Consider the following 19,777-nt stretch of genomic DNA (forward strand, 5'->3'; position numbering starts at 1 on the left):
CCATGCCAGTGATTTGTTCAACCATCACACTCGCCCACACATGTGACAGTGTCACGCTTTTCCAGCGCAGTATGGCGGAAATTATAATATGCGGGAACGAGAGGACGTTTCCGGCAAGGTAACCGGAAACGTCAGGAAATTAGCCGTTGCTGTTACGCCCACCGGAACGACGGCTACCCGGTGCCTGACGATTGCCTGACACCTGGCTGTGGCGTTTCACCGCACGACGAATCTGATTGGCTTTCATGCGGCGACGATCTTTTTCGACCGCCACTTTTGATGCGGTTTCCGGCGGCAACCCTACCAGCTCGCGCAGGTAGTTGGTTTGGGCCAGATCCAGTTCGGTATAACCACCGCGCGGCAACCCTTTCGGCAGTGGAATGTCGCCATAGCGCACACGAATAAGACGGCTAACCTGCACGCCAACCGCTTCCCACAGGCGACGCACCTCGCGGTTACGCCCTTCGGTCAGGGTCACGTTATACCACTGGTTGATCCCTTCACCACCGCTAAATTTAATGGTTTTGAATGCTGCCGGACCATCTTCCAGTTGAACGCCACGTGACAGTTCACGCACCTTGGCCTCTTCAATCTGGCCGAATACACGCACCGCGTATTCACGTTCCACTTCACGGCTTGGGTGCATCAGGCGATTCGCCAGTTCACCGTCGGTGGTGAACAGCAGCAGACCACAGGTGTTGACGTCAAGACGTCCAACCGCAATCCAACGAGCGCCGCGCAGTTTTGGCAGACGATCAAAAACGGTCGGACGGCCTTCCGGATCGTTACGCGTGCACAGCTCACCTTCTGGTTTGTAATACGCCAGCACGCGGCAGATTTGTTCAGCGGACTCTTTTATCGAGATAAGATGACCGTCGATGCGAATTTTCAGCGCCTGGGTCACTTCAACGCGATCGCCCAGCGTGGCAATCTTGCCGTCTACGCTGACGCGGCCTGCTTCGATGATGGTTTCGATTTCACGGCGGGAGCCGTGGCCAGCTCGCGCCAGCACTTTCTGTAACTTTTCGCTCATAGAGCTTCCTCGGGTGTCGCCTTCACAGGCGTCGAATAAGGTCATCAGGCCACTGCGGCGCCTGTGAAATGGCCGCGTAGTATAGCGGCTTGCTTCATTATAGGAAAGGTTTAACGTCGCCGACGCCTTCACGAATAACAACCGGGGCATCGTCGGTAAGATCGACCACCGTTGTCGGTTGTTGCCCCAGATACCCGCCATGGATAATCAAATCCACCAGCTTTTCCAGACGGTCTTTAATTTCATCCGGATCGGACTCGGTAAATTCGCTGCCAGGTAGCATCAGCGAGGTAGAGAGCATCGGCTCGCCAAGGGTATCGAGTAACGCCAGCGCAATTGGATTCGCCGGGACACGCAGACCGATGGTTTTACGTTTTTCCTGTAACAGGCGACGCGGCACCTCTTTCGTTCCTTTCAGGATAAAGGTGTAGTTACCTGGGGTGTTATTTTTGATCAGACGAAAAGCCACATTATCGACGAACGCATAGGTCGATAGCTCAGACAAATCGCGGCACATCAGGGTAAAGTTATGGCCATCCGGCAATTGACGGATACGGCAAATACGCTCCATCGCCCCTTTGTCTTCAATTTTACAGCCTAACGCATACCCGGAATCGGTAGGGTAAACAATCACCCCGCCTTTACGGACAATCTCAACGGCCTGGGTAATCAGACGCGGTTGAGGATTTTCCGGATGAATATAAAAAAACTGACTCATACTTCCCTCTCTTCACTGTTTTGCGGCTGCTCCCATTTGCACCAGACGCCCTCAACATCAGCCGGTAGCCAAAGCTTGCGCCCCAACTCAATCCATGGACATGGCTGATGGAAATCCGATCCCTGCGAGGCCAGTAAACCAAACTGGCGGGCATACTCGGCGAGTTGTTTACGCTCATTGGGAGCCTGCTGGCATTGGGCAACTTCCATCGCCTCTCCGCCGCTTTGGGCAAAATGCGCCAGCAGTCTTTTCAACCATTTAGCGGAGAGATCATATCGACCCGGATGGGCCAGGACCGCCGTTCCGCCAGAATGATGAATCACTTCAATAGCTTGTTCTATTGTACACCACTGCGGTGGAACATATCCGGTTTTCCCGCGCGCAAGATACCTTTTGAATACATCGGCCATATTGGTGGCTTTGCCGCACTCCACCAGGAAGCGGGCAAAATGGCCACGCGTGACGGCAGCCCCTTGCGCCAGTCGCTGCGCGCCCTCCCATGCGCCCGGAATATGCGCCTTTTCCAGCCGCTCGGCAATCAGTCTGCCGCGCTGCTGGCGTCGTTCATGCTGATCCTGTAAAAATGTACACAGCGTCGGGTTTTCGATATCCATATTCAGCCCCACGATGTGGATCTCGTGGTTTTCCCAGACGGTGGAAATCTCCACACCGCTAATGAGTTTGAGTGCCAGCCCGGCACGTTCAATTTCTTCACGCGCAGCGGGAATGGCGGCGGTAGTGTCGTGATCGGTAATCGCCAGGGTCCCTACGCGCATTGCAACCGCACGGTGGACCAGTTCTTGTGGTGTCAGGACGCCATCGGAGGCAATAGTGTGGCTGTGCAGGTCATAAATCACTGCGTAATTCGTGTCGCTCAAAAGCGGCTCCCGTGGCCGATAAAACAATAACTGTGCCCTATCATAACGTTCTGCGGCGATTTTCTGAAATCGAGGGTTGACTTTCCTCGCTCGAACCAGTTAACTAGTACGCAAGTTCACTCCACGAGGTATCACTGATGAATATGCATATTTCCGTAAACCGCTGGTGGCGCACTCCCTGACATTGGGCAGTGTTTCACGTGCGTATTCAGCACACCGATACCCGGCCCGCCAACTGAGCGGGCTTTTTTTTGAACACATTTATGAGAGCAACTATGCAAACACAAAAACCGACACTCGAATTGCTCACCAGCAACGCGCTGTACCGGGAGAACCCGACCGCGTTATTCCATCAACTGTGTGGTGCACGCCCGGCAACCTTGTTGCTTGAATCCGCCGATATCGACAGCAAAAACGATTTAAAAAGCCTGCTGCTGGTGGATAGCGCGCTGCGCATTACCGCACTGGGTGACACTGTCACTATTGAGGCGTTAACGCAAAACGGCGCGTCTCTGTTACCGCTGCTGGATGCCGCGCTTCCGGCTGGTGTAGAAAACACCGTCCGGGCAGATGCTCGCGTCTTACGTTTTCCGCCCGTCAGCACCCTGCTCGACGAAGACGCACGCCTGTGTTCACTCTCTGTTTTCGATGCCTTCCGTCTGTTACAGGTGCTGGTCGATGTCCCTGCCGATGAGCGTGAAGCCATGTTCTTCGGCGGCCTGTTTGCCTACGACCTGGTGGCCGGATTCGAAGATTTACCTGCACTGAGCCATGACCGTCGCTGCCCGGACTACTGCTTTTATCTGGCAGAAACCTTACTGGTGATCGACCATCAGAAGCGTCACACCCGCATTCAGGTGAGCCTGTTTTCCGCCGATGCTGACGAAAAAGCGCGACTGACTCAACGAATTGAAACCCTGCATGAACAATTAAATGTGCCGCCAGGGCCATTGCCGGTTGAATCTGTCAGCGATATGCGCTGCGAATGCAACCAGAGCGATGAAGAGTACGGCGCGGTTGTGCGCCACATGCAAAAAGCGATTCGTGCCGGTGAAATTTTTCAGGTCGTGCCGTCTCGTCGTTTCACCCTGCCGTGCCCGTCACCGCTGGCCGCCTATGAAGTGCTGAAAAAGAGCAACCCAAGCCCGTACATGTTCTTTATGCAGGACAATGACTTCGCCCTGTTTGGCGCCTCGCCGGAAAGCTCTCTCAAATATGACGCCACCTCACGCCAGATTGAAATCTACCCGATCGCCGGGACTCGCCCACGCGGACGTCGCGCCGACGGTTCCCTGGATCGTGACCTGGACAGCCGTATTGAACTCGAAATGCGTACCGACCATAAAGAGCTTTCCGAGCATCTGATGCTGGTTGACCTCGCGCGTAACGATCTGGCGCGCATTTGTACTCCAGGCAGTCGCTATGTGGCAGATCTGACCAAAGTCGACCGCTACTCCTTCGTAATGCATCTGGTTTCGCGTGTGGTCGGTGAACTGCGACAGGACCTGGACGTGCTCCACGCTTATCGCGCTTGTATGAACATGGGCACGCTCAGTGGGGCCCCAAAAGTACGCGCCATGCAGCTTATTGCCGATGCAGAAGGCTCCCGCCGTGGCAGTTACGGCGGCGCGGTGGGCTATTTCACCGCCCACGGCGACCTGGATACCTGCATCGTGATTCGTTCTGCCTGGGTTGAAGACGGTGTCGCCACCGTTCAGGCAGGCGCTGGCGTGGTACTGGATTCAGTGCCGCAATCAGAAGCCGATGAAACACGTAATAAAGCCCGCGCGGTTCTGCGCGCCATTGCTAAAGCGCATAACGCTCAGGAGACATTCTGATGGCTGACATTCTGCTGCTCGACAATATCGACTCATTTACCTATAACCTGGCGGATCAGCTGCGCGCCAGCGGGCATAACGTGGTGATTTACCGTAACCATGTTCCGGCACAAACCCTGATTGACCGCCTGGCGACCATGAAAAACCCGGTGCTGATGCTCTCGCCAGGGCCAGGGGCGCCGTCAGAAGCAGGCTGCATGCCTGAGTTGCTGACCCGCATGCGCGGCAAATTGCCGATTATCGGCATCTGTCTGGGACATCAGGCAATTGTAGAAGCCTATGGCGGCTATGTCGGTCAGGCAGGCGAAATCCTGCACGGTAAAGCTTCAAGCATTGAACATGACGGTCAGGCAATGTTTGCCGGGCTGGCGAACCCGCTGCCTGTGGCGCGCTACCATTCACTGGTGGGCAGCAACATTCCGGCAGGGTTAACCATCAACGCGCATTTTAATGGCATGGTGATGGCCGTGCGTCATGATGCGGATCGCGTGTGTGGCTTCCAGTTCCATCCGGAATCCATTCTGACTTCGCAAGGCGCCCGCTTGTTGGAACAAACCCTGGCCTGGGCGCTGCAGAAACTGGAGCAGACCAATACCCTGCAACCAGTACTGGAAAAACTGTATCAGGCGCAAACCCTGAGCCAACAGGAAAGCCACCAGCTTTTCTCTGCCGTGGTGCGCGGCGAGCTGAAGCCTGAACAACTGGCCGCAGCGCTGGTCAGTATGAAAGTGCGTGGTGAGCACCCCAATGAAATCGCCGGGGCGGCCACCGCGTTACTGGAAAATGCCGCGCCGTTCCCACGCCCGGACTACCCGTTTGCCGATATCGTGGGCACCGGTGGCGACGGCAGCAACAGTATCAATATTTCCACCGCCAGCGCTTTTGTGGCGGCGGCCTGCGGGCTTAAGGTTGCCAAACACGGTAACCGCAGCGTTTCCAGCCGTTCCGGCTCATCCGATTTACTGGCAGCTTTCGGCATTAATCTTGATATGAATGCGGATAAATCCCGCACTGCGCTGGATGAACTGGGGGTCTGTTTCTTATTTGCACCGAAGTATCACACCGGGTTCCGCCACGCGATGCCGGTGCGCCAGCAGCTTAAAACGCGCACCTTGTTTAACGTCCTGGGGCCATTGATTAACCCGGCGCACCCGCCGCTGGCGTTGATCGGTGTTTACAGCCCGGAACTGGTGTTACCCATTGCCGAAACCCTGCGTGTTCTGGGCTATCAACGTGCGGCCGTTGTGCACAGCGGTGGGATGGATGAGGTGTCACTGCATGCCCCGACGGTGGTGGCTGAATTGCGTGACGGCGAGATCAAAAGCTACCAGCTTACCGCTGCTGATTTCGGTCTGACGCCCTATCACCAGGAGCAACTGGCAGGCGGAACACCGGAAGAAAACCGTGACATTCTGACACGCTTACTACAAGGTAAAGGTGAAGCCGCCCATGAGGCCGCCGTCGCTGCAAATGTCGCCATGTTGATGCGTTTACATGGTGAAGAGGATTTGCAAGCTAACGCGCAAAAAGTTATGCAGGTGCTGCACAGCGGCGCCGCCTATGACAAAGTCACCGCACTTGCGGCAAGAGGGTAAAGAATGCAAACCGTATTAGCAAAAATCGTCGCGGATAAGGCGATTTGGGTAGCCGCCCGCAAGGAGCAGCAGCCGCTGGCCAGTTTTCAGAATGACGTGGTGCCGAGCACTCGTCGCTTCTACGACGCCCTGCAGGGTACGCGCACCGCGTTTATCCTGGAATGCAAAAAAGCATCCCCGTCAAAAGGGGTGATTCGCGATGATTTCGACCCGGCGCGTATCGCCGGGGTTTACAAACACCATGCATCGGCCATCTCCGTACTGACCGACGAGAAATATTTCCAGGGCAGTTTTGATTTCCTGCCTGTTGTCAGCCAGATCGCGCATCAGCCGATTCTGTGTAAGGACTTCATTATCGACCCTTACCAGATTTATCTGGCGCGCTTTTACCAGGCCGATGCCTGCCTGCTGATGCTCTCGGTACTGGATGATGAGCAATACCGCCAGCTCTCTGCCGTCGCCCACAGCCTGAGCATGGGTGTACTGACCGAAGTCAGCAATGAAGAAGAGCTGGAGCGCGCTATCGCGCTTGGGGCAAAAGTGGTCGGCATCAATAACCGCGACCTGCGCGATCTGTCTATCGATCTGAATCGTACACGTCAGTTGGCTCCGCGCCTGGGCGCAGGGGTAACGGTTATCAGCGAATCAGGGATTAACACTTACGCCCAGGTGCGTGAACTGAGCCATTTCGCTAATGGTTTCCTGATTGGTTCCGCGCTGATGTCTCATGACGATCTGGACGCCGCCGTTAAACGCGTCTTGCTTGGCGAAAATAAAGTCTGCGGCCTGACGCGTCCGCAAGATGCGCTGGTCGCTTATGAAGCGGGAGCGATTTATGGCGGTCTGATTTTCGTCGCCTCTTCCCCCCGTGCCGTCAACGTCGCCCAGGCCCGCACGGTTATGGCGGGCGCACCGCTCCAGTACGTTGGTGTGTACCGTAATGCGCCTGTCGAAACCGTGTCGGCCAACGTGGAGCAACTGGGGTTAGTCGCCGTACAGTTACACGGCAGTGAAGACCAGCACTATATCGACACACTGCGTAAGCAGTTGCCGGATAGCGTACAAATCTGGAAGGCGCTGAGCGTGGGCGACACCCTGCCGGCCCGCGACCTGAACCATGTCGATAAGTATGTGTTTGATAACGGCCAGGGCGGTAGCGGTAAGCGTTTTGACTGGAGCCTGCTGTCAGGGCAAACGCTGGACAACGTACTGCTGGCAGGCGGACTTGGCGCAGATAACTGCGTAGAAGCGGCCAAAACCGGCTGTGCCGGACTCGATTTCAATTCAGGCGTAGAGTCTGAACCCGGGAAAAAAGACGCCGATAAAGTGGCCTCGGTATTCCGAACTTTACGCGCTTATTAAGGAAGAAAACCATGACGACATTATTAAACCCGTATTTTGGTGAGTTTGGTGGCATGTATGTGCCGCAAATCCTGATGCCTGCACTGCGTCAGCTGGAAGAAGCCTTTGTCAGCGCGCAAAAAGATCCTGAATTTCAGGCGCAATTCACCGATTTACTGAAAAACTACGCCGGTCGCCCGACCGCACTGACTAAATGCCAGAACATTACCGCAGGGACGAATACCACCCTGTACCTGAAGCGTGAGGATTTACTGCACGGCGGCGCACACAAAACCAACCAGGTATTAGGACAGGCGCTGCTGGCCAAACGGATGGGTAAAACGGAAATCATCGCCGAAACCGGTGCCGGGCAGCACGGTGTGGCATCGGCGCTCGCCAGCGCCCTGCTCGGCCTGAAATGCCGCATCTACATGGGCGCGAAAGATGTGGAGCGTCAGTCACCAAACGTCTTCCGTATGCGCTTAATGGGCGCAGAGGTGATCCCGGTACACAGCGGTTCCGCCACCCTGAAAGATGCCTGTAATGAAGCGCTGCGCGACTGGTCTGGCAGCTACGATACCGCGCACTACATGCTCGGTACCGCCGCAGGCCCGCACCCCTTCCCGACCATTGTGCGTGAATTCCAGCGGATGATCGGTGAAGAGACCAAAGTGCAGATCCTCGAAAAAGAAGGCCGCCTGCCGGATGCCGTCATCGCCTGCGTGGGCGGCGGCTCCAATGCGATCGGCATGTTTGCCGATTTCATTGAAGAAACCAGTGTTGGCCTTATTGGGGTCGAACCTGCCGGACACGGTATCGAAACCGGTGAACACGGCGCGCCGCTTAAGCATGGCCGCGTGGGGATCTATTTCGGAATGAAATCCCCAATGATGCAGACCGATGAAGGCCAGATCGAGGAGTCGTACTCTATCTCTGCGGGGCTGGATTTCCCGTCCGTGGGGCCACAGCACGCTTATTTGAACAGCACCGGTCGTGCGGATTATGTCTCTATTACCGATGACGAAGCACTCGAAGCCTTTAAGACGCTGTGCCGCCACGAAGGGATTATTCCGGCACTCGAATCCTCCCACGCCCTGGCCCATGCGCTGAAAATGATGCGTGAGAACCCGGAAAAAGAGCAACTGCTGGTGGTTAACCTGTCTGGCCGTGGAGATAAAGATATCTTCACCGTACACGATATTTTGAAAGCGCGAGGGGAAATCTGATGGAACGCTACGAGACACTTTTTAAACAATTGAAGGAACGCAAGGAAGGCGCATTTGTTCCCTTTGTCACGCTGGGCGATCCCTCACCTGAGCAATCACTGAAAATCATCGATACGCTGATTGAAGCTGGCGCCGATGCACTGGAATTAGGGATCCCGTTTTCAGACCCTCTGGCAGATGGCCCGACCATTCAAAACGCCACGCTGCGCGCCTTTGCCGCAGGCGTCACGCCGAGCCAGTGTTTTGAAATGCTGGCCGCGATTCGCCAGAAACATCCGACGATCCCGATTGGCCTGCTGATGTACGCCAACCTCGTCTTTAGCCGAGGTATAGATGAGTTCTATGCCCAGTGCGAGAAAGCGGGTGTCGACTCAGTGCTGGTCGCCGATGTGCCAGTGGAGGAGTCTGCGCCGTTCCGTCAGGCCGCGCTGCGGCATAATGTCGCGCCGATCTTCATCTGCCCGCCAAACGCCGATGACGAGTTGCTGCGTCAAATCGCCTCGCACGGTCGCGGTTATACCTATCTGCTCTCCCGTGCCGGGGTTACCGGGGCGGAAAACCGTGCCGCGTTGCCGCTCCACCACCTGGTCGAAAAACTGACCGAGTATCATGCTGCGCCGCCATTGCAAGGGTTTGGTATCTCTGCGCCTGACCAGGTGACCGCAGCCATTGATGCGGGCGCTGCCGGGGCAATATCAGGTTCCGCTATCGTCAAAATTATTGAGAAGAACCTTGATAAACCTGCCGTGATGCTCGAAGAACTTGGCGCGTTTGTCCGGGCGATGAAAGCTGGCACTCGTCAGTAATGCCTCCTGACGCCCGGCCCGCCGCCGGGCGTTTTTTTCCGCTAACTGACACAGCGTCTGCACAGTCCCATTTCACAAATAGCACTCATTCTCTGCTGATGCGTCTGTCTTATTATTCGTTTTCAGCGACCTGTCGTTTCCCGTTTCTTCATCCGGTGGCTGACTGTTAACTACAACACAATCCTGACTCGCGACGGCTATCGCGGGTCAATTCTGCATTGCCTGCATAACGCTAAGGCTTAATAATGTCGCGGATATGTGGGACACGGATGACAGTAAACTACATAGGTATTCATCATCCGTCAGACGCTGATGTCTTTAATGGGAAGGATGTCCATATGCTTAATAAAGCCGCATTGATAAGAGGCTGGTTTACAATTGCGACGATTTTCACCTGTTTCACTCTTGGCAGTTATATAGGCCATTACTATTTTGCCGGTTCACGTATTCCATGGCTTATAGGGGTTATTGCCGCAATAGTCATCAATTGGGGATCGTACGGTGTGCTGAAAAAACTCACCTGAATTTCTCGTTGATAAAAACTGGCCACCCTTATGCGGCCAGTTTTCTGTAGCAGCTATCAGAAGCGATAGCCAGCAGCAAACATAAATACCCACGGATCGAGACGCGTACTCACGCTTTGCTGCGCGCCTCCCGCTTTAAAGCGAACGTCCGTATCAATATCCATGTACCAGACTGAGGCATTAATCAGCCAGTTACGGTTAATTAAATAATCCACCCCTACCTGTCCTGCCGCGCCCCAGGAATTTTTCAGGCTCAAATCAGAAAGTCCAGCCGATTTACCCGTATCGTTGAATTTTTCATCAAAGAACATGGTGTAGTTGATACCCGCACCAATATACGGGCGGACTTTACTTGCGGCATCACCAAAATACCACTGTGCCATCAGCGTTGGGGGCAAGTGGTGAACGGTTGCGATATTACCGGTTGGGCCGGTCCCTACTTTATGACGAAACGGGGTCGCTGCCAGCAATTCCACGCCAACGTTGTCCGTTGCCATATACGTCATGGTCAGTCCGAGCTGGGTATTATTATCGACGTTAAAACTTCCCAGACTCCCTAACACATTATCCGATCCCTCCGTCGGCCTCACAGTCGCGGAACCGGCACGCATGAAAAATTCCCCCGCTTCATGCGCATACGCACCTGCGGAAAGACTGCTGAGGATCAATGCTGCCACGGCTAATTTATTCATATCCACTCCATGTATGTGGTTTTTCATAGGCGCCGTGAATATACCTATAAATAAGTACATCGTGATCCAATCTGGATCACATTACATTCGTTAATTTAACATTTATTGATCTGAGTTAATTTTGACTGCCAGTTCACACTTTTAGTTTTTGTATTCACATCAATTTTGCCGTTTAAACTTGCTAAAAAAATCGTCATCGTTCCCTCTTGCCGACGCGTGTTCATGGGTCTACTTTAATGAACTCACAATTTGAATTGATGCGTAGTTATTGCAGGTGTGCCATGAGTGATCTCAACCCGTGCATGTCGTGCGGAGCCTGTTGTGCTTATTTTCGTGTCTCTTTCTACTGGGCCGAGGCGGATGACGCTGGCGGTTCCGTACCGGCTCAACTGACTGAGCCTGTCACCCCTTTTTTACGCTGTATGCGCGGAACCAATCAGAAGCGAAGCCATTGTGTCGCGCTGGAAGGCATTCCGGGTGAGTCAGCGCGTTGCCGTATTTATGAGCAACGACCATATCCTTGCCGCGAATTTATGATGTCGGGCGAGAATGACGAGGCCAATGAGGCCTGCGATCGCGCCCGTGCGTATTACGGATTACCACCGCTTTACAAAGATATGCTTTTCCATACATCCACGGAGGCTGCCACCGATGACGCTTTCAGGGTACAATTGTGATGAATTTAACATTGCAGAACTCAAGGAGAGTGCATGTCTATCACGGCAGAATCCGTTTACCGTGACACGGGGAATTTTTTTCGTAATCAGTTTGTTACCATTTTACTGATTGCACTTCTATGTGCATTTATTACAGTGCTGTTAGGGCGCGTCTTTTCGCCCAGTGACGCCCAGCTTTCGATCCTGGGTGAAGGTGATTATCTGGCGGAAAGCACCGGGTTGTTTGACCTGGTGCGCAATATGACGCCGGAACAGCAGCAGGTATTGTTACGCTTATCAGCGGCAGCCACCTTCTCCGGTTTGATCGGGAATGCCATCCTGGCGGGCAGCACGTTGATGATGATCCGGATGATCTCGGCAGGGCAACGCGTTAGCGCGCTTCGTGCTATCGGTGCCAGTGCGCCGGTTTTGCCCGCGCTGTTTATCCTGTTCATGTTGACAACCTTTATGGTGCAAATCGGCATGATGTTCATCTTCGTACCCGGCGTATTACTGGCTATTTTGCTGGCGTTCGCACCGGTGATGATGGTTCAGGATCGCGCGGGCGTCTTCTCGGCGATGCGCGGCAGTATGCGTCTGGGCTGGAACAATATGCGTCTGGTCGCGCCTGCGGTCATCGGCTGGTTGCTGGCAAAAATCGCACTGCTGATGTTTGCACATAATTTAGCGTTTCTTACGCCGGAAGTCGGTGCGGTGGTCGCAAACACGGTGAGCAACATGATATCTGTCGCTTTGCTCATTTATCTGTTTCGCCTGTATATGCTGATACGTCAGTGATTTTTCGCCTGCGATAGCAGGCAATTTAACGGAACCGTAGAATGAAGCAGTTTCTTGATTTTCTCCCACTGGTGGTGTTTTTCGCTTTTTACAAGCTGTATGACATTTATGCAGCAACGACAGCTTTGATCATCGCTACGGCTGTTGTCCTGATTTATAGCTGGGTGCGTTACCGTAAAGTCGAAAAAATGGCGCTGATTACATTTGTACTGGTGGCCGTTTTCGGTGGACTGACGATTTTCTTCCACAATGACGAATTCATTAAATGGAAAGTCACGGTTATCTACGCCCTGTTTGCCGGTGCCTTGCTGTTTAGCCAGTGGGTAATGAAAAAACCACTTATCCAGCGCATGCTGGGTAAAGAACTCACCCTGCCACCGGTAGTATGGGAGCGCCTCAACCTTGCCTGGGCGCTGTTTTTCATCCTTTGTGGTCTGGCCAATATTTATATCGCCTTCTGGCTGCCACAAAATATCTGGGTGAATTTCAAAGTGTTTGGCTTAACGGCACTGACTCTTATCTTTACCGTATTAAGCGGTGTTTATATCTATCGTCACATGCCGCAGGACGATAAACCGTGAGTGGCACATAAAAAACCGGGCTGTGCCCGGTTTTTTTTCTACATATCAGCTTATCTAATTGTTTTCAGCCATAAATCCATAGTAGCATCCCGCCAGAATTCCCCCTTCTTTATTGATGAGATAACCATGTCTAACACTCAGGATGCACCGCAGGGCGAACTTGTTCTGCGCACATTGGCAATGCCGGCAGATACCAATGCGAACGGTGATATTTTTGGCGGCTGGCTGATGTCGCAGATGGATATGGGCGGTGCAATCCTTGCTAAAGAGATCGCCCACGGACGCGTCGTCACTGTCCGCGTCGATGGCATGAGTTTCCTGCGCCCTGTCGCCGTGGGCGATGTGGTGTGTTGTTATGCGCGTTGTGTGAAACGCGGTAATACGTCGGTTACCATCAACGTCGAAGTCTGGATTAAAAAGGTCGCCTCAGAACCTATTGGTCAACGTTATAAAGCCACGGAGGCACTGTTTATATATGTTGCCGTGGATAACGACGGTAAACCGCGACCGCTTCCCGTGCAGGCATAAAAAAGCCTCCATCGGGAGGCTTCCTTGCTTAATCCATTGTCGCGCCACCGTCCATACGGAAGATAATATTAACCGTGATGCCGGTGCCCGGTTTACCCGGTTCATAACGCCATTTACGCATGGCCGTTTTCACCTCACGCTCAAACATGTTCGCCGGCTGTGCTGAAAGAATTTCCACGTTGTCGATACGGCCATCCTGTAGTACGTCAAATTTCACGCGAACACGTCCTTCAATACGTAAGGCTTGTGCACGCGGCGGATATTGAGGCTGGGTGCGGCTTAATGCGCGCGGGCCTGCCGGGACCGACGGCACAGGTTTGGTGGCTATGGCTGGCGCGTTATTCATCGCCGGGCGCGGCGGAGCGTTACTTTCTACCGGTGCCGCCGGGCGGGGTTCTGCCGGTTTTACTTCACGCTTAGGCTGCTCGACTTTTTTCTCCGGTTTCGGCTTCGGTTTAGGTTTTGGCTTCGGTTCAGGTTTGTGGATCACCACCGGCGCTTCTTTTGGCGGCTCGGGAACGGGTTCTGGCTCGGGTTCCGGCTCCACAACGGGTTCTGGTGGTGGCTGCACCGCCTGCGGCGGCTCCAGCTCTGCCGGTGTCACCATGGTCACCGTAATCGGCGCAGCGGGTGCCGGTAATTCAATAACCTGATGTACCGAGGCATACAAGATGGCCGCCACGACAGCGCCATGCATACCGACGGACAACAGTGTCGGCCAGGGAAAGCGACGGGGTAAATCAAGGGCCATTGAAGTCATAATCGTTTCAGTTGAAAAAGCAAAGCTAGATTCTAAATGCAAATAGCAATCATATTCAACCAGCCATCGTGTCTGACCCAGATTTTGCGCGCATACGGTTAAAAAAAGCGCACTCTGAAAGAGGATATTCACGCGCCATCATCTTTGCGTTGCAGGCACTTATGGATTCACATAACGTAGTTGTTTTCTCATCATGAAGGAGCCCTACCCGTGTTTTATGTAATTTTCTCACAGGACGTTGCTGATTCCCTCGAAAAACGCCTTTCCGTGCGCCCGGCTCATCTGGCACGTCTGCAATTGCTGCATGACGAAGGTCGTTTATTAACGGCAGGCCCTATGCCAGCCGTAGACAGTAACGATCCGGGTGCGGCGGGTTTTACCGGCTCAACTGTTATCGCAGAATTTGAATCTCTGGAAGCGGCGCAGTCCTGGGCCGACGCGGACCCGTACGTCGCGGCGGGTGTTTATCAGCACGTCATCGTTAAGCCGTTTAAGAAAGTGTTCTGACTGTCGGAAATAACAAAGGGGTAAGCGTCATAATACCCCTTTGTTTTATCCGTTTTTAATGGGTAATCGTTTTTGAGAACAAATTAATAATAACCACGCCGGCAATAATTAACCCCATCCCCAGCATCGCCGGAAAATCCAGTTTCTGTCCGTGAATAATCCAGCCCACTGTACCAATTAATACAATCCCTACCCCGGACCAGACGGCGTAAATCACTCCGGTAGGTATAGTGCGCATTGGGATGGTCAGACACCAGAATGCAATACAATAGCCAACAATACTGATGATGCTGGGCACCAGGCGGGTAAAACTATCGGAACTTTTAAGCGCAGTGGTCGCAATGACTTCACTGACAATCGCCAGGGCGAGAAAAATAATGGCTTCTTTATTCATGGTTATCCAAAGGCGAATTAACGTTTACTTAGCGCAAGGCGGGTTGCGAAAAGCAAAAACACAACGCCGGTTGTGCGATCCATCCAGCGTATAACGGCTTCTTTACGTAAAAATGATGACAGTGGGCGCGTCGCCGCGATTAACGTTGTTGACCATATGGTTCCCAGCACCACATGAATCATCACAAGGCCAAATGTCCAAATAATAAGCGGCTGCCCATGCGGAATAAACTGTGGCAAAAAAGAGACGTAGAAAATACCCATTTTCGGATTCAGTACATTGCCTAACATGCCACGAATAAACCAGTTCTGCTTTTTATCTTCACCCGCAACAGAGAAAACAGCGGTACGCGGGCGAATGAGCATATTCACGCCCAGCCAGCATAAATAGGCAGCGCCACAATATTTGAGAATAGAGTATGCCAGTTCCGACACCGCAACTAATGCCCCAAGGCCGAAGGCAACGGCAGCCCCCCATATGAGACAACCGGTGTTAATGCCGAAGGCTGCTTTAAATGCCTGACTCCGTCCCTCCACCGCGGCAGTACGTAAAATTAGTGCGGTATCGAGACCCGGAGTGAGCGTCAGCAGTGTCGCCGCAAGGGTAAAAGCAATCAAACTATCAATAACAGTCATGCAGCATCCACCCTTTTTGAGTAAGAGATAAAAAACAATGGGCACCATAAAGGTGCCCAGAACCATCAGAACCCGTAAAAATCAAAAACTAACGCGTTGCGATGCCGATTAAGAATACACTTTCTTATCGCGTGGATACGCATATTGCGACGAGACTGCCCTTCCAACCAGCGCGCCTTGCGACGACTGGCCTGCCGGGACATACGCCAGCGCCCCACTTCCGTTCTACTACGCTTCATTTCTATGACTCTTTCCTAAAAAAGAACGCCCATTATAAACCCTGGACGTCACCAGACCAGTCCTTTTCAGCGCCGTTTTTGTTTGCCAGATGAGTCCTTATGCGTAAACTCCTTATATCAGATTTTCAAAAGGATTTTTTTGTTATGACAACCTTCTACACGGTTGTGAGTTGGCTGATCTTTTTGGGCTACTGGCTGCTCATCGCTGGTGTGACGCTGCGCATTCTAATGAAGCGCCGTGCGGTCCCTTCTGCCATGGCATGGCTGCTGATTATTTATATTCTCCCTCTGGTGGGGATTATCGCTTATCTGTCCGTTGGGGAACTACATCTTGGTAAGCGCCGCGCCGAGCGCGCTCGCGCGATGTGGCCATCCACTGCCAAGTGGTTAAAAGACCTTAAGACGTATCACCATATTTTCGCGACTGAAAACAGCAGTGTCGCCACTTCTCTGTTCAAACTCTGCGAACGGCGTCAGGGCATTGCGGGGGTGAAAGGTAATCAGCTCCAGTTGCTCACCTCCTCAGATGACGTGATGCAGGCATTGATCCGCGACATTCAGCTAGCCCGCCATAACATCGAGATGGTGTTTTATATCTGGCAGCCAGGAGGAATGGCCGATCAAGTCGCCGAATCCTTGATGGCGGCGGCCCGCCGCGGCGTGCATTGCCGTTTAATGCTTGATTCAGCAGGCAGCGTGGCGTTTTTCCGCAGTCCGTGGGCCGGCATGCTGCGCAATTCAGGTATTGAAGTGGTCGAATCGTTAAAAGTTAATCTGATGCGTGTGTTTCTGCGTCGGATGGACCTGCGCCAGCACCGCAAGATGATCCTTATCGATAATTACATCGCCTATACCGGCAGTATGAACATGGTGGACCCTCGCTTCTTCAAACAGGATGCAGGCGTCGGTCAATGGGTCGATTTAATGGCAAGGATGGAAGGCCCGGTGTCTACCGCGATGGGGATCGTCTACTCCTGCGACTGGGAGATAGAAACCGGGAAACGCATCCTCCCACCGCCACCGGATGCCAATATCATGCCGTTTGAGCAGGCCAGCGGGCACACAATCCACACCATCGCCTCTGGTCCGGGATTCCCGGAAGACCTTATTCACCAGGCATTATTGACCGCGGTTTATGCCTCGCGCGAATACCTGATTATGACGACTCCCTATTTCGTCCCCAGCGATGACCTTCTGCATGCCATTTGTACCGCCGCGCAACGAGGCGTTGACGTCAGCATTATCCTGCCGCGTAAGAATGACTCGGTGCTGGTTGGCTGGGCCAGCCGGGCCTTTTTCACCGAACTGCTGGCTGCGGGGGTAAAAATTTATCAGTTTGAAGGCGGCCTTCTGCATACGAAAAGCGTGCTGGTCGATGGCGAGTTAAGCCTGGTGGGAACAGTGAACCTTGATATGCGCAGTCTGTGGCTTAATTTTGAGATTACACTGGTTATCGACGATACCGGCTTTGGCAGCGATCTGGCGGCCGTGCAGGATGATTATATTTCGCGGTCTCGCTTGCTGGACGCACGTCTGTGGGTTAAACGTCCGTTCTGGCACCGGATTGCAGAACGACTGTTTTACTTCTTTAGCCCATTGCTGTAAAACGTGCCCAAATGATATTAAACAGGTAGTCATTATGGAAATGGATCTGAACAACCGCCTGAGCGAAGACGAAACGCTGGAGCAGGCTTACGATATTTTTCTCGAACTTGCGGCGGATAATCTCGACCCGGCAGATATCATTCTGTTCAATCTTCAGTTTGAAGAGCGTGGCGGTGCGGAATTGTTTGATCCCAGCGAAGACTGGCAAGAGCATGTTGATTACGATCTGAACCCGGACTTTTTCGCCGAGGTGGTGATTGGCCTCGCGGATAGCGACGGTGGCGAAATCAACGATGTCTTTGCCCGCGTACTGCTCTGTCGTGAGAAAGATCATAAGTTGTGCCACATTCTCTGGCGCGAGTAGTAAAAAGAAAAGGCTGACTTTCGTCAGCCTTTTTCATTTAGAGCGGGTCAACCTTAAGGCACGAGACCGCATGGCGAAAGCTACCTTCCAGCACCGGGCGCGTCTGCGCGCATTCGGGTCCGGCAATCGGGCAACGCGTACGGAACACGCAGCCCGACGGCGGGTTGATTGGTGAAGGCAAATCCCCTTCCAGCAACTGAATCTGCTTGTTCTTTTCCAGATCCGGGTCCGGGATTGGCACAGCAGACATCAGCGCTTTGGTATAAGGGTGCTGCGGATTGTGGTACACCTCGTCATAGGTGCCCAACTCCACCGCGTGTCCCAAATACATGACCAGCACGCGATCGGAGATGTGCTTCACCACCGCGAGATCGTGGGCGATAAAGATCAGCGATAACCCCATTTCCCGCTGCAGTTTTTGCAGCAAGTTGACCACCTGTGCCTGGATTGACACGTCCAGTGCAGAAACCGGTTCGTCACAGATAATCAGCTTCGGTTCGAGGATCAGCGCACGGGCAATACCGATACGCTGACACTGGCCGCCGGAAAACTCATGCGGGTAGCGGTTAATCAGGTTTGGCAGCAGGCCCACTTTCATCATCATGGCTTTGACGCGGTCACGCACTTCCTGACGCGGCATTTTCGGATGATAAGTACGCAGCGGTTCCGCGATGATTTCACCAATGGTCATACGCGGGTTCAGCGATGCCAGCGGGTCCTGGAAAATCATCTGAATGTCACTGCGCACGTCGCGCCATTCATCAGGCTTCATCCCGAGCAAGTCTTTGCCCAGCCAGGCCACTTTGCCGTCAGTTGCTTTGACAAGCCCAATAATCGCTCGGGCAAAGGTCGACTTCCCGCAACCGGATTCGCCCACCACGCCGAGGGTTTCCCCTTCATACAGACGCAGCGTAACGCCGTCTACCGCTTTCAGTGTTTTGGATGGCTGCCAGAACCATTGCTTACCGTCTTTTATGTCGAAATGGACTTTCAGGTCAGCAATTTCCAGGAGTACTTTTCTTTCTTCTGTGACGGCATTCATACCAGTTCCTCCACCGGCTTAAAGCAGGCGCGCAAACGTCCTGGGGCAAACTCCTCCAGCGGCGGAGCACTGTTACAGATTTCCATCGCATGCGGGCAACGCGGCTGGAATGGACACCCTTTGGGCAACCGCAGCAGGTTCGGCGGGTTACCAGGGATGGTCAGCAACTCTTCACCTTCGGCGTCGAGGCGCGGTACCGCATTGAGCAGACCGATCGAATAGGGATGTGCCGGATGGTAGAACACATCGCGCGCCACGCCGTATTCCATAGTACGCCCGGCGTACATCACCAGCACTTTGTCACAGATGCCCGCTACCACGCCGAGATCGTGGGTGATCATGATAATGGCAGTGTTGAATTCACGTTTAAGCTCATTGAGCAACGTCATGATCTGCGCCTGTACGGTCACGTCCAGTGCGGTAGTCGGTTCGTCGGCAATGAGCAGTTTTGGCCGGCACATTAATGCCATAGCAATCATTACGCGCTGGCGCATCCCGCCGGAAAACTCATGCGGGTACATGCGCATACGCTTACGCGCTTCCGGCATTTTCACGGCGTCGAGCATTTTGACCGACTCTTCAAATGCTTCGGCCTTACCCATGCCTTTATGTAGCATCAGCACTTCCATTAACTGCTCACCGACCCGCATATACGGATTCAGTGAGGTCATCGGGTCCTGGAAGATCATGGAAATCTGCTCGGCACGCAATTTGTTCAGCGCATGCTCAGGCAAGTTCAGAATCTCTTTGCCATTGAATTTCGCCGAACCACCAATATGCCCGTTCGATGCCAGCAGGCCCATCAGTGCAAATGCGGTCTGAGATTTACCCGAACCCGATTCACCCACAATGCCGAGAGTCTCACCGGCACGCAGGCTAAAGTTCAGGTCGTTTACCGCCGTAACGTCACCGTCCGGGGTTTTAAACGTCACACGCAGATCGTTAACATCCAGAAGAATGCCCGAATGCTGCTGCGCCTGTGGCGCCAATGAGGTTTCATGCTTGCTCATAACAGCA

23 protein-coding genes and 1 other annotated feature are annotated in these 19,777 nt (G+C 53.5%); of the genes, 13 read left to right on the top strand and 10 right to left on the bottom strand.

Annotation, left to right across the window (positions count from 1 at the left end):
• Positions 1–139 precede the first annotated feature (139 nt).
• The 3 genes from rluB to rnm all read right to left on the bottom strand — a co-directional run bounded on the left by rluB (position 140) and on the right by rnm (position 2,629).
• Entirely contained in the window at positions 140–1,033 is an 894-nt protein-coding gene (gene rluB, locus MRY16398_RS15580) for a 23S rRNA pseudouridine(2605) synthase RluB (RefSeq protein WP_039076925.1), read from the bottom strand.
• 97 nt (positions 1,034–1,130) lie between these two features.
• A complete protein-coding gene (locus tag MRY16398_RS15585) occupies positions 1,131–1,751 on the bottom strand; it encodes an L-threonylcarbamoyladenylate synthase (protein WP_039076924.1) in 621 nt (206 codons plus the stop codon).
• Positions 1,748–2,629 (bottom strand): RNase RNM, encoded by an 882-nt coding sequence (gene rnm / locus MRY16398_RS15590; protein WP_039076923.1) that lies wholly within the window; start codon positions 2,627–2,629, stop codon positions 1,748–1,750. Before rnm ends, MRY16398_RS15585 begins: the two co-directional genes overlap by 4 nt.
• Positions 2,630–2,787: 158 nt before the next feature.
• Positions 2,788–2,882: a sequence feature (Trp leader region), on the top strand.
• Positions 2,883–2,904: 22 nt separating this feature from the next.
• On the opposite strand from rnm, the gene MRY16398_RS15595 reads away from it, so the two are divergent.
• From MRY16398_RS15595 to MRY16398_RS15620, 6 genes are all read left to right on the top strand, one after another.
• Positions 2,905–4,467: an anthranilate synthase component 1 gene (locus MRY16398_RS15595; protein ID WP_125124748.1), complete on the top strand. Its 1,563-nt coding sequence runs from the start codon at positions 2,905–2,907 to the stop codon at positions 4,465–4,467.
• Complete coding sequence (trpD, locus tag MRY16398_RS15600; RefSeq protein WP_039076921.1) at positions 4,467–6,062, top strand: bifunctional anthranilate synthase glutamate amidotransferase component TrpG/anthranilate phosphoribosyltransferase TrpD; 1,596 nt, start codon at positions 4,467–4,469, stop codon at positions 6,060–6,062. Before MRY16398_RS15595 ends, trpD begins: the two co-directional genes overlap by 1 nt.
• Before the next feature lie 3 nt (positions 6,063–6,065).
• The gene (gene trpCF, locus MRY16398_RS15605; RefSeq protein WP_125124749.1) at positions 6,066–7,424 is read left to right on the top strand and encodes a bifunctional indole-3-glycerol-phosphate synthase TrpC/phosphoribosylanthranilate isomerase TrpF; all 1,359 of its coding nucleotides are present in this window, start codon (positions 6,066–6,068) and stop codon (positions 7,422–7,424) included.
• An 11-nt stretch (positions 7,425–7,435) separates the two neighbouring features.
• Positions 7,436–8,629 carry a tryptophan synthase subunit beta gene (gene trpB / locus MRY16398_RS15610; RefSeq protein WP_079497527.1) on the top strand — a complete coding sequence of 398 codons (1,194 nt, stop codon included), beginning with the start codon at positions 7,436–7,438 and terminating at the stop codon, positions 8,627–8,629.
• Complete coding sequence (gene trpA, locus MRY16398_RS15615; protein WP_039076918.1) at positions 8,629–9,435, top strand: tryptophan synthase subunit alpha; 807 nt, start codon at positions 8,629–8,631, stop codon at positions 9,433–9,435. The genes trpB and trpA overlap by 1 nt, the downstream gene beginning before the upstream one ends.
• Before the next feature lie 269 nt (positions 9,436–9,704).
• Complete coding sequence (locus MRY16398_RS15620) at positions 9,705–9,959, top strand: hypothetical protein (RefSeq protein WP_232034336.1); 255 nt, start codon at positions 9,705–9,707, stop codon at positions 9,957–9,959.
• A gap of 56 nt (positions 9,960–10,015) precedes the next feature.
• Here the strand turns inward: MRY16398_RS15620 and ompW are convergent, their stop codons facing one another.
• Entirely contained in the window at positions 10,016–10,651 is a 636-nt protein-coding gene (gene ompW / locus MRY16398_RS15625; RefSeq protein ID WP_039076916.1) for an outer membrane protein OmpW, read from the bottom strand.
• Positions 10,652–10,932: 281 nt separating this feature from the next.
• Here ompW and MRY16398_RS15630 point away from each other — a divergent pair, with 281 nt between their 5' ends.
• From MRY16398_RS15630 to yciA, 4 genes are all read left to right on the top strand, one after another.
• Positions 10,933–11,328: a YkgJ family cysteine cluster protein gene (locus MRY16398_RS15630; RefSeq protein ID WP_125124750.1), complete on the top strand. Its 396-nt coding sequence runs from the start codon at positions 10,933–10,935 to the stop codon at positions 11,326–11,328.
• Between the two features lie 33 nt (positions 11,329–11,361).
• Positions 11,362–12,105, top strand: coding sequence for a YciC family protein (locus MRY16398_RS15635; RefSeq protein WP_125124751.1), 744 nt, complete (start codon positions 11,362–11,364; stop codon positions 12,103–12,105).
• Positions 12,106–12,146: 41 nt separating this feature from the next.
• On the top strand, positions 12,147–12,686 hold the full coding sequence (locus MRY16398_RS15640) for a septation protein A (RefSeq protein WP_039076913.1): 540 nt from the start codon (positions 12,147–12,149) through the stop codon (positions 12,684–12,686).
• 126 nt (positions 12,687–12,812) lie between these two features.
• Positions 12,813–13,214, top strand: a complete 402-nt coding sequence (yciA, locus tag MRY16398_RS15645; RefSeq protein WP_107224635.1) for an acyl-CoA thioester hydrolase YciA — start codon at positions 12,813–12,815, stop codon at positions 13,212–13,214.
• A 28-nt stretch (positions 13,215–13,242) separates the two neighbouring features.
• On the opposite strand, the gene tonB is transcribed toward yciA, so the two are convergent.
• Positions 13,243–13,965 carry a TonB system transport protein TonB gene (gene tonB / locus MRY16398_RS15650; RefSeq protein WP_107224638.1) on the bottom strand — a complete coding sequence of 241 codons (723 nt, stop codon included), beginning with the start codon at positions 13,963–13,965 and terminating at the stop codon, positions 13,243–13,245.
• A gap of 219 nt (positions 13,966–14,184) precedes the next feature.
• Here tonB and MRY16398_RS15655 point away from each other — a divergent pair, with 219 nt between their 5' ends.
• Positions 14,185–14,481 (top strand): YciI family protein, encoded by a 297-nt coding sequence (locus MRY16398_RS15655; protein ID WP_125124752.1) that lies wholly within the window; start codon positions 14,185–14,187, stop codon positions 14,479–14,481.
• A gap of 55 nt (positions 14,482–14,536) precedes the next feature.
• Here MRY16398_RS15655 and MRY16398_RS15660 read toward each other — a convergent pair whose 3' ends face one another.
• The 3 genes from MRY16398_RS15660 to MRY16398_RS15670 all read right to left on the bottom strand — a co-directional run bounded on the left by MRY16398_RS15660 (position 14,537) and on the right by MRY16398_RS15670 (position 15,749).
• Complete coding sequence (locus MRY16398_RS15660; RefSeq protein ID WP_039076910.1) at positions 14,537–14,875, bottom strand: DMT family transporter; 339 nt, start codon at positions 14,873–14,875, stop codon at positions 14,537–14,539.
• Positions 14,876–14,892: 17 nt separating this feature from the next.
• Entirely contained in the window at positions 14,893–15,510 is a 618-nt protein-coding gene (locus MRY16398_RS15665; protein ID WP_039076986.1) for a LysE family translocator, read from the bottom strand.
• 65 nt (positions 15,511–15,575) lie between these two features.
• Entirely contained in the window at positions 15,576–15,749 is a 174-nt protein-coding gene (locus tag MRY16398_RS15670) for a YciY family protein (protein ID WP_125124753.1), read from the bottom strand.
• 144 nt (positions 15,750–15,893) lie between these two features.
• Between MRY16398_RS15670 and cls the strand changes: the two genes are divergently transcribed.
• Both cls and MRY16398_RS15680 read left to right on the top strand, forming a co-directional pair.
• A complete protein-coding gene (gene cls / locus MRY16398_RS15675) occupies positions 15,894–17,354 on the top strand; it encodes a cardiolipin synthase (protein ID WP_039076985.1) in 1,461 nt (486 codons plus the stop codon).
• A 34-nt stretch (positions 17,355–17,388) separates the two neighbouring features.
• Positions 17,389–17,718 carry an HI1450 family dsDNA-mimic protein gene (locus tag MRY16398_RS15680; RefSeq protein WP_039076909.1) on the top strand — a complete coding sequence of 110 codons (330 nt, stop codon included), beginning with the start codon at positions 17,389–17,391 and terminating at the stop codon, positions 17,716–17,718.
• Positions 17,719–17,755: 37 nt separating this feature from the next.
• On the opposite strand, the gene oppF is transcribed toward MRY16398_RS15680, so the two are convergent.
• Positions 17,756–18,760 (bottom strand): murein tripeptide/oligopeptide ABC transporter ATP-binding protein OppF, encoded by a 1,005-nt coding sequence (gene oppF, locus MRY16398_RS15685; protein ID WP_039079158.1) that lies wholly within the window; start codon positions 18,758–18,760, stop codon positions 17,756–17,758.
• Positions 18,757–19,770, bottom strand: coding sequence for an ABC transporter ATP-binding protein (oppD, locus tag MRY16398_RS15690; RefSeq protein WP_039079159.1), 1,014 nt, complete (start codon positions 19,768–19,770; stop codon positions 18,757–18,759). Before oppD ends, oppF begins: the two co-directional genes overlap by 4 nt.
• Positions 19,771–19,777 lie beyond the last annotated feature (7 nt).

The organism is Phytobacter sp. MRY16-398, from assembly GCF_003925915.1.
Classification (GTDB): Bacteria; Pseudomonadota; Gammaproteobacteria; order Enterobacterales; family Enterobacteriaceae; genus Phytobacter; species Phytobacter diazotrophicus.

What these genes read in the sequence shown, in the direction of transcription:
- rluB (WP_039076925.1), bottom strand. Translation starts at nt 1,033, where the DNA reads ATGAGCGAAAAGTTACAGAAAGTGCTGGCGCGAGCTGGCCACGGCTCC.
- MRY16398_RS15585 (WP_039076924.1), bottom strand. Translation starts at nt 1,751, where the DNA reads ATGAGTCAGTTTTTTTATATTCATCCGGAAAATCCTCAACCGCGTCTG.
- MRY16398_RS15595 (WP_125124748.1), top strand. Translation starts at nt 2,905, where the DNA reads ATGCAAACACAAAAACCGACACTCGAATTGCTCACCAGCAACGCGCTG.
- trpD (WP_039076921.1), top strand. Translation starts at nt 4,467, where the DNA reads ATGGCTGACATTCTGCTGCTCGACAATATCGACTCATTTACCTATAAC.
- trpCF (WP_125124749.1), top strand. Translation starts at nt 6,066, where the DNA reads ATGCAAACCGTATTAGCAAAAATCGTCGCGGATAAGGCGATTTGGGTA.
- trpB (WP_079497527.1), top strand. Translation starts at nt 7,436, where the DNA reads ATGACGACATTATTAAACCCGTATTTTGGTGAGTTTGGTGGCATGTAT.
- trpA (WP_039076918.1), top strand. Translation starts at nt 8,629, where the DNA reads ATGGAACGCTACGAGACACTTTTTAAACAATTGAAGGAACGCAAGGAA.
- MRY16398_RS15620 (WP_232034336.1), top strand. Translation starts at nt 9,705, where the DNA reads ATGACAGTAAACTACATAGGTATTCATCATCCGTCAGACGCTGATGTC.
- ompW (WP_039076916.1), bottom strand. Translation starts at nt 10,651, where the DNA reads ATGAATAAATTAGCCGTGGCAGCATTGATCCTCAGCAGTCTTTCCGCA.
- MRY16398_RS15630 (WP_125124750.1), top strand. Translation starts at nt 10,933, where the DNA reads ATGAGTGATCTCAACCCGTGCATGTCGTGCGGAGCCTGTTGTGCTTAT.
- MRY16398_RS15635 (WP_125124751.1), top strand. Translation starts at nt 11,362, where the DNA reads ATGTCTATCACGGCAGAATCCGTTTACCGTGACACGGGGAATTTTTTT.
- MRY16398_RS15640 (WP_039076913.1), top strand. Translation starts at nt 12,147, where the DNA reads ATGAAGCAGTTTCTTGATTTTCTCCCACTGGTGGTGTTTTTCGCTTTT.
- yciA (WP_107224635.1), top strand. Translation starts at nt 12,813, where the DNA reads ATGTCTAACACTCAGGATGCACCGCAGGGCGAACTTGTTCTGCGCACA.
- tonB (WP_107224638.1), bottom strand. Translation starts at nt 13,965, where the DNA reads ATGGCCCTTGATTTACCCCGTCGCTTTCCCTGGCCGACACTGTTGTCC.
- MRY16398_RS15660 (WP_039076910.1), bottom strand. Translation starts at nt 14,875, where the DNA reads ATGAATAAAGAAGCCATTATTTTTCTCGCCCTGGCGATTGTCAGTGAA.
- MRY16398_RS15665 (WP_039076986.1), bottom strand. Translation starts at nt 15,510, where the DNA reads ATGACTGTTATTGATAGTTTGATTGCTTTTACCCTTGCGGCGACACTG.
- MRY16398_RS15670 (WP_125124753.1), bottom strand. Translation starts at nt 15,749, where the DNA reads ATGAAGCGTAGTAGAACGGAAGTGGGGCGCTGGCGTATGTCCCGGCAG.
- cls (WP_039076985.1), top strand. Translation starts at nt 15,894, where the DNA reads ATGACAACCTTCTACACGGTTGTGAGTTGGCTGATCTTTTTGGGCTAC.
- MRY16398_RS15680 (WP_039076909.1), top strand. Translation starts at nt 17,389, where the DNA reads ATGGAAATGGATCTGAACAACCGCCTGAGCGAAGACGAAACGCTGGAG.
- oppF (WP_039079158.1), bottom strand. Translation starts at nt 18,760, where the DNA reads ATGAATGCCGTCACAGAAGAAAGAAAAGTACTCCTGGAAATTGCTGAC.
- oppD (WP_039079159.1), bottom strand. Translation starts at nt 19,770, where the DNA reads ATGAGCAAGCATGAAACCTCATTGGCGCCACAGGCGCAGCAGCATTCG.